17 protein-coding genes are annotated in these 15,520 nt (G+C 41.7%); 5 read left to right on the forward strand and 12 right to left on the reverse strand.

What is annotated here, in order from left to right; all coding sequences use genetic code 11:
• Positions 1-260: 260 nt before the first annotated feature.
• From Q9Q86_RS12010 to Q9Q86_RS12055, 10 genes are all read right to left on the reverse strand, one after another.
• Positions 261-680, reverse strand: a complete 420-nt coding sequence (locus Q9Q86_RS12010; protein ID WP_004905537.1) for a F0F1 ATP synthase subunit epsilon — start codon at positions 678-680, stop codon at positions 261-263.
• 17 nt (positions 681-697) lie between these two features.
• Positions 698-2,092 (reverse strand): F0F1 ATP synthase subunit beta, encoded by a 1,395-nt coding sequence (atpD, locus tag Q9Q86_RS12015; protein ID WP_004798063.1) that lies wholly within the window; start codon positions 2,090-2,092, stop codon positions 698-700.
• A 30-nt stretch (positions 2,093-2,122) separates the two neighbouring features.
• Positions 2,123-2,992 (reverse strand): F0F1 ATP synthase subunit gamma, encoded by an 870-nt coding sequence (gene atpG / locus Q9Q86_RS12020; RefSeq protein WP_004905540.1) that lies wholly within the window; start codon positions 2,990-2,992, stop codon positions 2,123-2,125.
• Positions 2,993-3,069: 77 nt separating this feature from the next.
• Positions 3,070-4,614: a F0F1 ATP synthase subunit alpha gene (atpA, locus tag Q9Q86_RS12025; RefSeq protein ID WP_004777723.1), complete on the reverse strand. Its 1,545-nt coding sequence runs from the start codon at positions 4,612-4,614 to the stop codon at positions 3,070-3,072.
• Positions 4,615-4,656: 42 nt separating this feature from the next.
• Entirely contained in the window at positions 4,657-5,193 is a 537-nt protein-coding gene (locus Q9Q86_RS12030; RefSeq protein WP_004905545.1) for a F0F1 ATP synthase subunit delta, read from the reverse strand.
• A 12-nt stretch (positions 5,194-5,205) separates the two neighbouring features.
• Positions 5,206-5,676 carry a F0F1 ATP synthase subunit B gene (locus Q9Q86_RS12035; protein ID WP_004905548.1) on the reverse strand — a complete coding sequence of 157 codons (471 nt, stop codon included), beginning with the start codon at positions 5,674-5,676 and terminating at the stop codon, positions 5,206-5,208.
• 39 nt (positions 5,677-5,715) lie between these two features.
• A complete protein-coding gene (gene atpE / locus Q9Q86_RS12040) occupies positions 5,716-5,961 on the reverse strand; it encodes a F0F1 ATP synthase subunit C (protein ID WP_000424060.1) in 246 nt (81 codons plus the stop codon).
• An 82-nt stretch (positions 5,962-6,043) separates the two neighbouring features.
• A complete protein-coding gene (gene atpB, locus Q9Q86_RS12045; RefSeq protein WP_004905552.1) occupies positions 6,044-6,919 on the reverse strand; it encodes a F0F1 ATP synthase subunit A in 876 nt (291 codons plus the stop codon).
• 99 nt (positions 6,920-7,018) lie between these two features.
• Entirely contained in the window at positions 7,019-7,417 is a 399-nt protein-coding gene (locus Q9Q86_RS12050; protein WP_112987355.1) for an ATP synthase subunit I, read from the reverse strand.
• A gap of 170 nt (positions 7,418-7,587) precedes the next feature.
• On the reverse strand, positions 7,588-8,427 hold the full coding sequence (locus Q9Q86_RS12055; protein WP_112987354.1) for a metal ABC transporter substrate-binding protein: 840 nt from the start codon (positions 8,425-8,427) through the stop codon (positions 7,588-7,590).
• Positions 8,428-8,592: 165 nt separating this feature from the next.
• On the opposite strand from Q9Q86_RS12055, the gene Q9Q86_RS12060 reads away from it, so the two are divergent.
• Genes Q9Q86_RS12060 through znuB form a run of 3 tightly spaced genes read left to right on the forward strand, consistent with a single transcriptional unit; the run spans position 8,593 to position 10,673 of the window.
• Positions 8,593-9,090 carry a transcriptional repressor gene (locus tag Q9Q86_RS12060; protein ID WP_004905556.1) on the forward strand — a complete coding sequence of 166 codons (498 nt, stop codon included), beginning with the start codon at positions 8,593-8,595 and terminating at the stop codon, positions 9,088-9,090.
• Positions 9,063-9,851 (forward strand): zinc ABC transporter ATP-binding protein ZnuC, encoded by a 789-nt coding sequence (gene znuC, locus Q9Q86_RS12065; protein WP_004956570.1) that lies wholly within the window; start codon positions 9,063-9,065, stop codon positions 9,849-9,851. Before Q9Q86_RS12060 ends, znuC begins: the two co-directional genes overlap by 28 nt.
• A 3-nt stretch (positions 9,852-9,854) precedes the next feature.
• A complete protein-coding gene (gene znuB / locus Q9Q86_RS12070) occupies positions 9,855-10,673 on the forward strand; it encodes a zinc ABC transporter permease subunit ZnuB (RefSeq protein ID WP_004905559.1) in 819 nt (272 codons plus the stop codon).
• Here znuB and Q9Q86_RS12075 read toward each other — a convergent pair.
• Positions 10,670-11,296, reverse strand: coding sequence for a LysE family transporter (locus tag Q9Q86_RS12075; protein ID WP_004956574.1), 627 nt, complete (start codon positions 11,294-11,296; stop codon positions 10,670-10,672). The genes znuB and Q9Q86_RS12075 overlap by 4 nt on opposite strands.
• A 158-nt stretch (positions 11,297-11,454) precedes the next feature.
• Between Q9Q86_RS12075 and Q9Q86_RS12080 the strand changes: the two genes are divergently transcribed.
• Complete coding sequence (locus Q9Q86_RS12080; RefSeq protein ID WP_112987353.1) at positions 11,455-12,375, forward strand: Dyp-type peroxidase; 921 nt, start codon at positions 11,455-11,457, stop codon at positions 12,373-12,375.
• Between the two features lie 115 nt (positions 12,376-12,490).
• On the forward strand, positions 12,491-13,645 hold the full coding sequence (locus Q9Q86_RS12085) for an IS4 family transposase (protein WP_136700459.1): 1,155 nt from the start codon (positions 12,491-12,493) through the stop codon (positions 13,643-13,645).
• A 38-nt stretch (positions 13,646-13,683) separates the two neighbouring features.
• On the opposite strand, the gene Q9Q86_RS12090 is transcribed toward Q9Q86_RS12085, so the two are convergent.
• On the reverse strand, positions 13,684-15,381 hold the full coding sequence (locus Q9Q86_RS12090; RefSeq protein WP_112987647.1) for an NAD-dependent malic enzyme: 1,698 nt from the start codon (positions 15,379-15,381) through the stop codon (positions 13,684-13,686).
• Between the last annotated feature and the right edge of the window lie 139 nt (positions 15,382-15,520).

Consider the following 15,520-nt stretch of genomic DNA (forward strand, 5'->3'; position numbering starts at 1 on the left):
TCTTACTTCCGATCACTATTGTTAAGCGAGTTGCTAGATTGTTAAATATATCCTTAATTTATGCTTCACGCACAGATTACCAAATAAAAAAAGTTTAAATAAACTAAGCATTATTTTCTTATATCTTTAAGAATATCTATTCTTGATCGTATTGCTACTGAACCTTTTTATAAAGGCAATTGTGATAATTGTCAGATTCATAAAGCCAATCCAAATAAAAAAGCCACCTGACGGTGGCTTTTTCAATCTTAAATCTGCAATTACATTGCACGATTCTTGATTTTACGGATCGTTTCAAGCTGAGCAGCTGTTTCAGCCAACGCAGCAAGTGCAGCAGCAGAATCCAAATCACTCTTTTGATTTGCTAGCAATTGTTCAGCTTGTTTACGAGCTTCCATAATTGCAGCTTCATCCAAGTTGTCTGCACGGATTGCACTATCTGCAAGTACCGTAACAACATGAGGTTGAACTTCTAACACACCGCCAGATACGTAAACAATTTCTTCCGTACCATTTTCCAACTGAACACGAATCGGTCCAGGTTGGAGTAAAGTTACAAGTGGTGCATGTCCAGGTAAAATACCTAACTCACCACCCGCACCTTTTGCGATTAACATCGTAACTTGTCCAGAGTAAATAGACTCTTTAACACTTACGACATCACATTGCATAGTCGCCATGAGATGATCTCCTTAAATTAGAGTTTCTCAGCTTTAGCAATCACTTCGTCAATACCACCAACCATATAGAACGCTTGTTCTGGGATGTGATCGTATTCACCAGCTAATAGACCTTTAAAGCCACGAATAGTTTCTTTAAGCGGTACTAATTTACCAGGAGCACCAGTAAATACTTCAGCTACGTGGAATGGTTGAGAGAAGAAACGTTGGATTTTACGCGCACGGTAAACAACCAATTTATCTTCTTCAGCTAATTCATCCATACCCAAGATTGCGATAATGTCTTTAAGCTCTTTATAACGTTGCAATACGTTCTGTACAGAACGTGCAATTTCATAATGCTCTTGACCAACAACCAATGGATCTAACTGACGTGAAGTTGAGTCAAGTGGATCGATCGCTGGATAAATACCAGAAGATGCGATGTCACGGCTCAATACTACTGTTGCATCTAAGTGAGCAAACGTTGTTGCAGGTGATGGGTCAGTCAAGTCATCCGCAGGTACGTACACAGCTTGGATCGATGTGATCGAACCAGACTTAGTAGACGTAATACGCTCTTGGAGAACACCCATTTCTTCTGCAAGTGTCGGTTGGTAACCTACTGCAGATGGCATACGACCTAACAATGCTGATACTTCAGTACCCGCAAGTGTATAACGGTAGATATTGTCGACGAATAATAATACGTCACGACCTTTACCATTTTCGTCTTTTTCATCACGGAAGTATTCAGCCATAGTCAAACCAGTTAACGCTACGCGTAAACGGTTACCTGGTGGCTCGTTCATCTGACCGTAGACCATTGCTACTTTGTCAAGAACGTTAGAATCTTTCATTTCGTGATAGAAGTCGTTACCTTCACGAGTACGCTCACCAACACCAGCAAACACAGATAAACCTGAGTGTGCTTTCGCGATGTTGTTGATCAACTCCATCATGTTAACGGTTTTACCAACACCCGCACCACCGAATAAACCAACTTTACCACCTTTCGCGAATGGGCAAAGTAAGTCAATTACTTTAATACCAGTTTCTAAAAGATCAGTAGAAGCTGCTTGTTCAGCATAAGAAGGTGCTTGACGGTGAATCGGCAAACGTTCTTCAGTCGCTACAGGACCTGCTTCATCGATAGGGCGACCCAATACGTCCATGATACGACCAAGCGTAGCAGGACCCACTGGAACAGAAATCGGTGCATTTGTGCTAGTTACATTAAGGCCACGTTTAAGACCTTCTGTAGAACCCATTGCGATGGTACGAACAACACCATCGCCAAGCTGTTGCTGAACTTCTAAAGTAGTTTCAGTACCGTCAACTTGGAGAGCGTCATAGATCTTAGGAACGCTATTGCGCTCAAACTCGACGTCGATAACCGCGCCGATGATCTGAATGATACGACCGCTACTCATTGCTGTCTCCTCAATTCAAACTTAATAATGTTAAACGGCAGCGGCACCGCCAACGATCTCGGAAATTTCCTGAGTAATCGCGGCTTGACGCAGCTTGTTGTAAATGAGTTGTAGGTCTTTAATCAATTGGCCTGCGTTGTCTGTCGCTGCTTTCATCGCGACCATACGAGCAGACTGCTCACATGCAACGTTTTCAATCACACCTTGATAAACCATAGACTCGATGTAGCGAACCAACAAACCATTTAACAATTCTTCTGCTTCTGGTTCGTAGATATAGTCCCAACCATAAGTACGGTTGAGATCATCGCCTGCTTGCGCTGGTGCTAAAGGAACAAGTTGTTCTACTTTAGGCTGTTGAGTCATCGCATTGACGAAACCATTTGAAACGAGATAGATACGATCTAATTCGCCTTTATCAAATGCATCAAGCATAACTTGTACAGAGCCAGTTAACTGTTCCAAACTCGGCGCGTCGCCAAGTTGGGTCGTTGCACCAAGCACTTTACCGCCGTAATTCTTAAAAAACGAAACCGCTTTTTGACCAATCAAAGCAAATTCAACTTCAATTGACTGCTCTTGTTGTGCTTTGACATGCTGCACAACTTTCTTGAACAAGTTAATGTTCAAGCCACCTGCCAAGCCACGATCTGAAGACACCACGATATAGCCAACGCGCTTAACAGGGCGATCAACCATATAACGGTGTTTATATTCAGGATTTGCTTGAACTAAGTGAGCAATTACACGGCGCATATTATCGGCATACGGACGGCCTTGAGCCATGCGCTCTTGCGCACGACGCATTTTAGAAGCAGCTACCATTTGCATCGCGCGAGTAATTTTCTGCGTGCTTTTGATACTAGCTACTTTGGCGCGAATTTCTTTTAAATTTGCCATACGCTTAACCTAGTATTCGAAAGCTCTTTCGAGCTTCCGAAGGTTGATCCGTGAACCAAACTTAACTAAAGATAAACTTAGTAAGTTTGAGTCGCTTTGAAGCTCTCAATACCTGCTTTGAATGCTGCTTCGATGTCTTTGTTATAATCACCAGTTTCATCGATCTGTTGCATTAACGCAGCATGTTCTGAACGGAAGTAAGCAATTAACGCAGCATCAAAGTCTACGATTTTCTTCACTTCAACGTCAGCCATGTAGCCTTCGTTAGATGCATAAACAGATACAGCTTGGTCAGCAATTGAGTAAGGAGCATATTGTTTCTGCTTCATTAACTCAGTTACACGTTGACCATGCTCAAGTTGCTTACGAGTTGCTTCATCAAGATCTGAAGCGAACTGAGCAAACGCAGCCAATTCACGGTATTGTGCTAAAGCAGTACGGATACCACCAGACAATTTTTTGATGATCTTAGTTTGAGCAGAACCACCAACACGCGATACAGAGATACCCGCGTTCACTGCAGGACGAATACCTGCGTTGAATAATGATGTTTCTAAGAAGATCTGACCGTCAGTAATCGAAATTACGTTCGTTGGTACGAATGCAGATACGTCACCGGCTTGAGTTTCAATGATCGGTAACGCAGTTAAAGAACCAGTTTGACCAGTTACTGCACCGTTCGTGAACTTCTCAACATAGTCAGCTGAAACGCGCGAAGCACGCTCAAGAAGACGTGAGTGAAGATAGAATACGTCACCTGGATACGCTTCACGACCTGGTGGACGACGTAATAACAATGAAATTTGACGGTAAGCAACAGCTTGCTTAGACAAATCATCATAAATAATTAACGCATCTTCACCGCGGTCACGGAAGTATTCACCCATTGTACAGCCTGAGTACGGAGCTAAATACTGCATAGCTGCAGGATCAGCTGCCGCAGCTGCGACAACAGTTGTATACGCCATAGCGCCAGTTTCTTCTAGCTTACGTACAACGTTTGCAATTGTTGATTGTTTTTGACCAATTGCAACGTATACACATTTAATGCCAGAGTTTTTCTGAGCGATGATCGCATCGATCGCCATTGCTGTTTTACCAGTTTGACGGTCACCAATGATCAACTCACGCTGACCACGACCTACAGGGATCATGGTATCAACTGATTTATAACCAGTTTGAACAGGTTCGTCGACAGATTGACGCCAAATTACGCCTGGTGCTACTTTTTCAACAGCATCAGTTAGTTTTGCATCAATAGGGCCTTTACCATCAATTGGGTTACCCAAAGCGTCTACGACACGGCCAAGAAGTTCAGGACCTACCGGAACTTCTAATACACGACCTGTACAACGAGCTTTTTGACCTTCTTGAAGGCTTAGGTAGTTACCTAAAACAACGGCACCCACTGAATCCTGTTCTAGGTTCAGTGCCATACCAAATAAGCCGCCGTCGAATTCGATCATTTCACCGTACATTGCATCCGCAAGACCGTGAATACGCACGATACCGTCAGATACCATGACGATGGTACCTTCATTCTTAGCGGTCGCGCTGGTGTCCAGATCGCCGATACGCTGTTTAATGAGCGCACTGATCTCGGATGGATTCAGTTGTTGCATTGCGCTATTCCTCAATCTTTTTTAAGTTCAGTCTTTTTGCTGTTACGCAAGAAGACGAGTCCGCATTTTTTCAAGCTTGTTAAGCGCAGAGTCATCTATCACTTGGTCGCCTGCACGAATCACAACACCTGCGATTAACGCTGGATTAACGCTAACAGTCACATGTACAGTTCTGTTAAAACGTTTTTCAAGCGCATGAGCTAAAATATGCTCTTGTGTCGCATCCATTGGAAAAGCAGATTCAATCTCCACTTCCAACGTGTTGTTGTTCTGCGATTTAAGTAATTCGTATTCTGCAGCAATTTCAGGCAATAAAACTAAACGATCGTTATCTGCAAGAAGTGTCAAAAAGTTAGACACTGATTGAGATTGATCTTCACCTAAAACTTTCGCAAAAAGACCTACTTGTTCCGCAGGAGTCAGCTCAGGGCGATTTAAATAAGCGGAAAATGCTTCGTCTTGCACCGCAGCACTGAGCAGTTGTAACGCATTTGACCAAGCGTCAGTTGCATTCTGCTCAGATGCATAAGCAAATGCTGCTTTGGCGTACGGGCGTGCTAACGTCAAGAGTTCAGCCATATTTCGCCTCGCTTATAGTTTAGCAGCCAGCTGAGTCAGCATGGCATTATGAGCTTCTGCGTCAACTTGTTGGTTCAGAATTTTTTCTGCGCCAGCAACTGCCAAAGCAGCAACTTGTTGACGTAATTCTTCGCGAGCAGCATTGATGTCTTGATCAACAGTTTCTTTTGCCTGTTGACGAATACGCTCACCTTCAGCCGCAGCCTGGGTACGCGCTTCTTCTACCAATTGTGCTGCACGACGGTTCGCTTGTTCGATCAATTGAGCCGCTTGTGCTTTCGCTGCATCTAACTCTGCCTTAACTTGTGCTTGCGCATCAGCAAGGTCAGCTTTAGCTTTTTCAGCAGCGTTTAAGCCATCAGCAATTTTACGCTGACGCTCACTAATCGCATTGATTAGTGGTGGCCAAACAAACTTCATGCAGAATGCGACGAACATCGCAAATGCAATTGCTTGGCCAATCAATGTGAGGTTGATATTCATTTCGCTATTCCTCAATATGTGGATTTAGGAATTAAGCTATTAACCTACAAATGGATTAGCGAAGATGAAGAACAAGCCAATACCAACACCGATCATAGGCACAGCATCAAGAAGACCCGCGATTAAGAACATACGAGTTTGAAGTTGTGGAGCCAATTCTGGTTGACGAGCAACAGCTTCTAAGAAGCGACCACCTAAAAGACCAAAACCAATCGCAGTACCTAAAGCACCGAAAGCGATCAAGATAGCAGATGCAATTGCAACTAGACCTAAAGTGAGTTCCATGAAAAATTCCTCAGAGGTTAGGTTATTACCAAATTAAACTAAAATTTAAGCCCAACCATCAGGTGATAGTTAGGCAATACCATTAATGCTTTTCGCTTGCCATGCTCAAGTAAACGATGGTCAGCATCATAAAGATAAATGCTTGCAGCGTGATTACAAGAATGTGGAAGATAGCCCAAGGCACAGATAACGCCCACTGGATCCAGAACGGTAATAACGCGATTAAGATGAAGATTAACTCACCTGCATACATGTTACCGAACAGTCGTAGAGCCAACGAAACTGGACGAGCAAGGAAAGTTACTAATTCCAAAATCAAGTTCACTGGAATCAATAACGCTTTTGCAACTGGGTTACTTGGATTAAACGGGTTAAGTGCCAACTCGCCAACGAATCCTCCAACACCTTTTTCACGGATGCTGTAGAACAAGATCAACACAAATACCGACAATGACATACCTAAAGTAATGTTCGGGTCAGTAGATGGAACAACCTTGAAATAAACGTGGTGAGGGTCCATACCAAATACACTTGCACCAATCTGTTGAGCTAGATAAGGAATCCAGTCTACAGGAATCAAGTCCATTGCGTTCATGAGGAAAATCCACACGAAAATGGTCAATGAAAGTGGAGCAATTAAACGTGATTTGCCGTGGAAAGTATCACGAACACTTGAGTCAACAAACTCAATGATCATCTCGATCGCTGATTGGAATTTAGTTGGTACACCTGCATTCGCAGCTTTCGCAACTGTCCAGAACAACAAACAGAAAATAACACCAAGTCCGATAGACCAACCCATTGAATCCAAGTGAATTGCAGTGAACCCCATCGATTGAGCTTCTTCAGCAGTCTCAGCCAATTTCCATGTACCATCAGGCATTTTGCCATAGGTCATATTGGTCAAGTGATGCTTGATATACTCGGTCGAAGTCAGGGCATGTTCTTCAGCAGCCATAAATCACACCTGGTCAATGTCAATCATTAAAAAGAAGTTAAACGAACCATGCGTACTGCAATAATCTCGTTTTTACTTCCAAAAATCTCAAAATGTGCTTTATCCACGTTTTTGTAGACGCGACGCCCAAAACGGCGCGACCCACGACATCGCTTGTACGAGGATAAATCCACTAAACAATGCAACCGGTGACAGCGGTTTAACATTGCTTAAAATTAATATAAAACCAACGATCACAATCGCAAACTTCCCAAGCATGCCTCGATACATGTTTAGCATGACTTGTTTTGATGCTCTGGCACCTGTCGTTCTGAACGACTGCCAAGCAAAATAACAGTGTGCTAACCAACAGACCAAAGCTCCAAGCGCAGCACTTAAAGCAGCAGTTGTATCTTTAATCAGCCAAGCCAATAAAGCTGCCACTGGAATCATACACGCTTGTAAGAAGACCAAAGCTTTTGCTAATCGTCGGTCAATCATGCGACTAGTTCGGCTCATTTTTTACCCACTTACAGCGTAACTGCTTGACAAGTTTTATTGATGATCGTTTCGAATCGCAGGCATTATAGAGTTACACCCCTGAACATGCAATCTTTTCTCGACTTAAGTCTGTTTTTTTCGTTACCATATTTTCTGACGATAGAGTCAACTCAATTAATTTTTTTTCATCATTTTTGCGCACTTAATACGCACTTATCGGTTTTTGAAGCCAATTTTTTCCAAGCAACCACAAAATCATCCTCCCCTCTCATGCTTTCATCTACCGATTCAAAGATGATGGGATTCAGCTTCTGATATTGGCTTGAACTTGCTGAAGTTTCAGCCAATAGGCACATTTTTGACTTTGGTCGACTATCTTTTAAGTACTTTATTTGTGCAGCTGTAGGCGCAATATGCGGATCATCAGTTAATGCTCCAGCAAACTTCAAATTCAGCGCCCGCTCTAAATATTGATAGGCATCATGATAAGACCAATATGGTTTTGCCTTATTAGTACTCTCGTATATTTGCGAAGCCTGTAGCACTTGTTGTGCAAAGTTTTTTGCATTTGACATATATTTATTTTTATTTTCTGGATTTTGCTGTGATCGCAAAGTCGCAATAAAGAAAGCAATACGAACTGCATTATTTGGTTCCAACCAAACATGACTATCCATCGTATTCGCTAAAGCTGCTCCACGTAAACTACGCTGAGGAAGTATCGTTAAAATTCCTGAGTCCAATAAAGCAATCGCTTTTCGATTTTGACCTAAGAGCTTTTCTAAAGGTGCTTCATGTGCCTTGCCTAGCCATATCACTAAAGAGGCATCCTGAATCGCTTTGCGGTGAGCAGGTGTCAATTGAACATCATGTCCAGTTTGATCATTTAAAAGTAATACAGGTTCTTCAATTCCTTGTGTTACTTCCTTAGCGATCAAATAAATTGGATGTGTCGAAACCACTAAACTTTGAGTCCACCCCCATGTACTAAACATTGAAAAGAAAACAAAGATTAAAAGGCGTGACATTACAGTAGTACTCAACTTAGCGAAGCATGTTATAATATAACAAAAGTTAAAAATTGCATATGTCTATTTTCTACCCCCTTTGTCACCATAATCATCAAGATCACGATATAGATAGTTATAGATCATTTGCATGTTATGATATGTGCAAAACAATGAGGTCAAGTTATGAGTTCTTGTTCACATGAACATGATAATGCTTTGCACGGTGTCCACGGTCATCACGATATTAAAGCAAGAATTGCGGAAGCAGAGCTTTTATGTACTGCGGTTGGCGCACGACTAACACCTTTACGCAAAGAAGTTCTTGAACTCATTCTAAATGCCTCAGCCCCTATGGGCGCCTATGATCTGCTGGCAAAAATAAAAGGTCAAGCTGATCGCCCTGCTGCACCACCGACGGTGTATCGAACATTAGATTTCCTGCTAGAGAAAGGTTTAATCCATCGTTTAACCTCAATCAATGCTTACATCCCTTGCTGCCATCCACGTGAAGGACATCAAGCTGCTTTTTTGATTTGTACAGAATGCCACTCTGTAAAAGAAGCATCTGCTCAAGGCTTAATTCAACAGTTAGATCAATTGGCGGCATCTGATCAATTTATCGCGCAACACAGCATTATTGAAATCTCTGGAAAATGTCATCAGTGCAGCACTCGTCAATAAGCCCTTCATTGATTGAACTTGAAAATATTTCGGTTCGACGAGATGAACGAGACATCCTTAGAAATGTTAATTTTGCTTTACAAGCAAAAGAAATCGTCACATTAATAGGTCCGAATGGCGCTGGTAAGTCTACGTTGATCAAAGTATTGCTTGGCATCATGCAACCCAACGCGGGCAAAGTCACTTTTGCTAAAAAGCTAAAAATGGCATATGTCCCACAAAAATTTAATCCGTCTAGCAGCCTACCCTTACGTGTCCAAGACTTACTTGATCTAGAAGCATGTGCAAGTGATCTTCGCAAAGAAATTATTCAGGACACTGGGATTTCAAAACTACAATTATCTAAAGTTCAGCAGTTATCTGGAGGAGAACGTCAGCGTGTTCTCCTTGCTCGCGCCTTATTACGTCAACCTGATATTTTAGTTCTTGACGAACCCATGCAGGGTTTAGACATCCAATCAGAAGCCGAACTGTATGAATACGTACGTAGTTTGCCAGAGCGTTATGGTTGTGCTGTTTTAATGGTTTCTCACGATTTACAGTGGGTTATGCAAGGTACGCATCGTGTAGTTTGTCTCAATAAGCACATTTGTTGTAGCGGACTACCTGAAAGCATTCAACAGCATCCTGAGTATCAAGCAATTTTTGGAACTCAACGCATGTTTTATCAGCATCACCACAATCATTGTGGGCATAGCGATCATGTTGAACCCTGTACGCATGACCCTCGTCCACATATCCACCCAGAACCAAAGGTCTAAGCGATGATGGAATGGTTAGAGTTACTGTTACCTGCTTGGATCATGGGGACATTACTAGTATTTCTCACAGCACCTTTAGGCTGTCTGATGCTTTGGCGCAGGATGTCATTTTTTGCAGACACTATGGCGCATGGCACATTACTCGGTGTTGCTATAGCAGGAATGCTTCAACTGCCTTTTTGGTTAGGTGTTGGTTGTTTAGCAGGACTCTTAGTCGCTATTTTATGGGTTCTACATGATTCAAGATTGCCAAATGATGCCTTATTGGCATTGTGTTCAGCGACATTACTGTGCTCAGGCCTACTTCTAATACAGCATTTACCAAGTTTAAGACCTGAACTATTAAGCTATTTATTTGGCGATCTGTTGAGTATCGAATGGGCTGATTTACCTTTATTTGCGATTGTTATCGCTGCAGCATTGGTTGTTCTTTATCGCTCATGGTCCGCACAAATTCAGATTTCTATTGATCCTGACATTGCGATCAGTGAAGGCGTGAATGCTAAATGGCAACGTCTAGTTTTTATGTTGCTTCTCGCTTTATTTACCGTGTTGGCACTTCGCGCAGTAGGCTCTCTACTGATGGGTGCTTTGCTGGTCATTCCCGCATTGAGTGCTCGCTTACTGGCTCACTCCCCTAAACAAATGGTGATTTGGGCATTTATGCTTGCTCAATTTGGAGTGACCGTTGGATTATGGTCAAGTGCAGCATTGAATATTGCTACAGGATTAAGCATCGTTTTGTGTATGGCACTGACATTCGCAGCTATTTTTGCAACACAAAAATTTAAATCTCTTAGCGTGTCTTCAGCAAAAGATTAACTCGTTTGCTGAATTGCACTCAACAATGCAGCTGCACAACCAAACATCACCGCAAAACTTCGATTTAAATATTTTTGCTGTCGAGGTGAACGCAGTAATCTCAAGATTTTTGATGCAAGTCCTGTATATGCCGCCATCACCATCAAATCAATCACGACCATTGTAATCGCCATGATCACATATTGTATCCACTGCGGTTGGTTTAAATCTAAAAATTGCGGGAGTACAGCCAACAAAAAAACGATAGCTTTAGGATTACTCATGTTGACGATAAATCCTTTAAACACTAGTACTAAAGCAGGTGTGTTTTTCTGCTCGGTTTGAATATCAATATTTTGAGCTGGGGCAGTCCACTGAACATAAGCTAAGTATAATAAATAAATGACCCCAAACCATTTCACCACCTGAAACGCCCACGGTGTCGTCGCAAAAAGAACTCCCACACCTGCGGCTACAATCATAATTTGAATAATCAAAGCCAGCTGCAAGCCAATCGCATTCCAATAGCCATGCTTAAAGCCATAGTTTAAACCACTCGACATTGAAGCGATCGCCCCCGCCCCTGGAGAAAGACTAATCACCCAGCATGCCAACATAAAGGCGAACCAAACATGGAAACTCATATATAAAAGAGATAAATAAAAGTGGAATTATACTGTTTTATTGCTGAAATTTTCTGCTAATTCATGAGGTAAAAAAGAATAAATAAACTATTAAACAGTTATATCATCAGGCACAATATTGTTTTTTGCTGTATTAAAAAATAATTAAGGAGATTTTAATGACTGCTCAATCTGTAATTCTTCCACTACCTTCAGATCATGCACGCTTTATCGTGCTTCGCTTAAAAGATCTTACAATTTCTGAATTAAAACAACAGATTGAAGCTCTCCTGTCAACTCGCGACCGCCTCATCACCCAACATCCAAATGATCAAATTAAAACTGCTGTGGCGTTTGGTCCTGAGTTGTGGGCACAACTCAGCACTGAAACACCAGAAGGTTTTAAACAACTCGACCCTCAAAGTGGCGCATTTAATATGCCTGTTGTACCAGCAGATGTATTTATTCATATTGCAAGTGCACGTGCTGATATTTGCTTCTCAATCAGTCAAGCTTTCTTTGCAGGTATTCAAGACAAAGTAGAAGTCTTGGATGAACGCCATTGCTTTAGATTTTTTGATGGACGTGATATGACAGGGTTTATTGACGGCACTGAAAACCCTCAATTTCCTGACGATCGTGCTGAAGCCGCGCTGCTACCTGAGCAAGCAGGCAAATTTGCGGATGGAAGTTTTATTTTTGCTCAACGTTATGTCCACGACTTAGCGAAATGGCAACAACTCAAAGTCGATACGCAAGAGCAAGTATTTGGTCGTACCAAATTAGAGTCAATTGAACTTGATGATGATATCAAACCTGAAAACTCTCATGTTGCACGCACAGTCGTGGAGGACGATGAGGGTGAAGAAATGGAAATCCTCCGTCACAGCTTGCCATATGGTGATGGCAAAGGTGAACAAGGTTTATTTTTCGTCGCCTATACCAATGATCTAAATATTATTGATGCAATGTTACAGCGTATGTTCGGAACTGCTGGTGATGGCATTCATGATCGCCTATTACATTTCACTACAGCAGTTGATGGTGCCTATTACTTTGCGCCTAGTGATGAACTTCTAGAGGAAATATTGGCAGCATAAAAAAAGGAGCGTTACGCCACTACTGTCCCATAGTTTGCTCTAAATAAAAAAACCTGAGTCTAAATAGTTAAAATATGAGTGCAAACAAACACTTTAACTATAAAGGACTCAGGTTTTGTCACATCAGAATACCGTATTTCATCAATTACTCAAACCCATTCTAAGACAAGATTTTGAACGTCTGGCTAAACTGCACCACTCTGGGCAAAAATTAAGATCAGCCACCCGCTGGGATCAGTTTGTTGCCATATTGATGTCCCAACTTTCTTGTCGGCAAAGCTTAAGAGACATTCAATCCAATCTCGAATCCCAGCAGGAAAAGCTCTATCATCTTGGCGCGAAGAGAATTGCGCGAAGCACCTTAGCAAGACTCAACGAAGAACAGCCCGCCAGCCTGTATCAGCAATTGTTCACACAGCTGCTTCAGCGCTGTGAAAACTCTAAAACTGCACATAAATTTAGATTCAAGAATCCGCTGTATTCACTAGATGCCAGTCATATTGATCTTTCACTGTCATTGTGCGCATGGGCAAAAGTACATGAATCCAAAGCCAGTATTAAACTCAGTGTTGGCTTAAATCACAGCAATACCATTCCTGAATTTGTAGCGCTTGGGGATGGTATTGAAAATGATATGGTGCAAGGCAGAGCATTTAAATTTCCTGCTGGCAGCATTATCGTCTTTGATAAAGGATATGTTGATTATCAATGGTTTGCTCAGTTGACACTTCAGAACGTCAGCTTTGTAACCCGGCTACGCCCAAAGACAGTTTATCAAGTTAAATCAAGCCGCAGCGTATTAGAGACTAAAGGGATTATTGCGGATGAATGTATTGAATTGAGCAGTGCGCATGCCAAGAAAAGAGGCGCACCTAAATTATTAAGACGTATAGAGTTTTATGATACAGATAAGAAAAGAACATTCGAATTTCTGAGCAACAACTTTCATCTGGCAGCATCCACCATTGCTGCAATTTATAAAGACCGCTGGAAGATTGAGTTATTCTTTAAAGCCATCAAGCAGAATTTAAAACTGAAGTCATTTCTAGGTCGAAGCCGCAATGCGATACAAACGCAAATATGGATTGCATTAATTGCCTATTTGCTGGTGAACTTCGCTAAACACATGGCACAAGAAGGATGGAGTGTTCAGCGTTTACTGAGAATTATTCAGGTCAATTTATTTGAAAGGAAACTTTTAAGGTCACTCTTTGTGCCTGATAAAAAATGGCGAAAACAAGAAGAACCTCAATTGAGGTTCTTCTTGTGATATTTGTGGGACAGCAGTGGCGTAACGCTCCTTTTTATTTAAAACGGGATTCGTTTATATCGACGGTATTCAGGATGCCAAAAAGATTCTTCTATTTTTTGCTGCAATAAATCATCACTGATCGTTACCGCAACACCATCTTGAATCGCAGCTTTCGCCACCTCAAAAGCAATCACTTTAGACACAGCCTGAATCTCACCTAATGGAGGTAATAAGTCCGCTTTAGCATCTGCTAATAAAGGAGAGCAATCAGCCAATGCACGACTTGAAGCCATCAACATATTTTCAGTGATTCGGGTAGCCGCACAAGCGACTACACCCAAACCAATACCTGGGAAGATATAAGAATTATTGCATTGAGCAATATTGTATAGTTGACCATGATAATTCACAGGTGCAAATGGACTACCTGTTGCAATCAACGCACGCCCTTCAGTCCACTCAATTATGTCTGAAGGTACTGCTTCAACGCGAGAAGTTGGGTTCGATAAAGGCATGACTATGGGACGTTCGCAATGTGCCGCCATGGTACGAATAATTTCTTCAGTAAATAAGCCTGGTTGCCCCGAGACACCAATCAATACGGTCGGTTTGACATTCTGCACAACATCTAATAAAGAAATAGTATCTTCAACTTTCGCCCACTGCTCGATGACTTCCGCCTTTTGCGCCAACTTACGCTGGAAATCTAACAAGTTCGGCTGATTTTCAGTGATTAAACCAAAACGATCAACCATATAAACGCGCGCACGCGCTTCAGCATCCGTCAAACCTTCTGCCATCATTTGGGCTATGATTTGTTCAGCAATACCACAACCTGCTGAGCCTGCACCCAAAAAGGCAATTGTTTGATCTTTTAATTGTTTTCCTGCTGCTCGACTCGCTGCAATTAAACTTCCAACCGAAACGGCCGCAGTACCTTGAATATCATCATTGAAACAACAAATCTTATCGCGGTATTTTTGCAATAACGGCATGGCATTCTTTTGAGCAAAATCCTCAAACTGAATCAAAGCTTTTGGCCAACGTCGTTTAACTGCATTGATCACATGATCGATAAATTCATAATATTCATCGCCATTGATACGAGGCTGACGCCACCCCATATAAATCGGATCATTTAATAATTGCTGATTATTGGTTCCGACATCAATTGTAATCGGCAAAGTATAGGCAGGGCTAATTCCACCACAAGCAGTATATAAAGACAGCTTCCCAATCGGGATACCCATCCCACCAATTCCTTGGTCGCCTAATCCTAAGATACGCTCACCATCAGTAATCACGATCACTTTTACATTGTTTTTATTCACATTTTGTAAAATATCATCAATAAATTCACGATCAGGATATGAGATAAAAACACCACGATGGCGGCGGTAAATATCTGAGAAACGCTGACATGCTTCCCCGACAGTTGGTGTATAAATAATCGGCATCATTTCTTCTAAATGATGTTCGATGAGGTGATAAAACAAGGTTTCATTGGTGTCTTGAATATTACGTAAATAGATATGCTTATTGATATCATCACTAAACGCGCAATATTGCTGATATGAACGCTGACTTTGTTCTTCAATGGTTTCAATAATATGTGGAAGTAAACCGTGCAAATTAAAATTGGTTCGTTCTTCTTGAGTGAACGCCGAACCTTTATTTAAAAGTGGTAATTCTAGGAGGGTATAACCTGCATATGGGATGTAAAGAGGGTGTTTACTTGGATTTCCTGTTGTCATTGCCTATCTCATTTTCCAGCTTAGAGCACAAAAGCCTCTTAAAGATCACTTCATGCTCGTGGTGTCTAATAGCTTAAGGCTATTTCGTATAAAAATGACATTTTAAACAGTGATACAGTTTAGGCTTAGTATTCAATAG

This window comes from Acinetobacter sp. A22, assembly GCF_030913345.1.
Classification (GTDB): Bacteria; Pseudomonadota; Gammaproteobacteria; order Pseudomonadales; family Moraxellaceae; genus Acinetobacter; species Acinetobacter junii.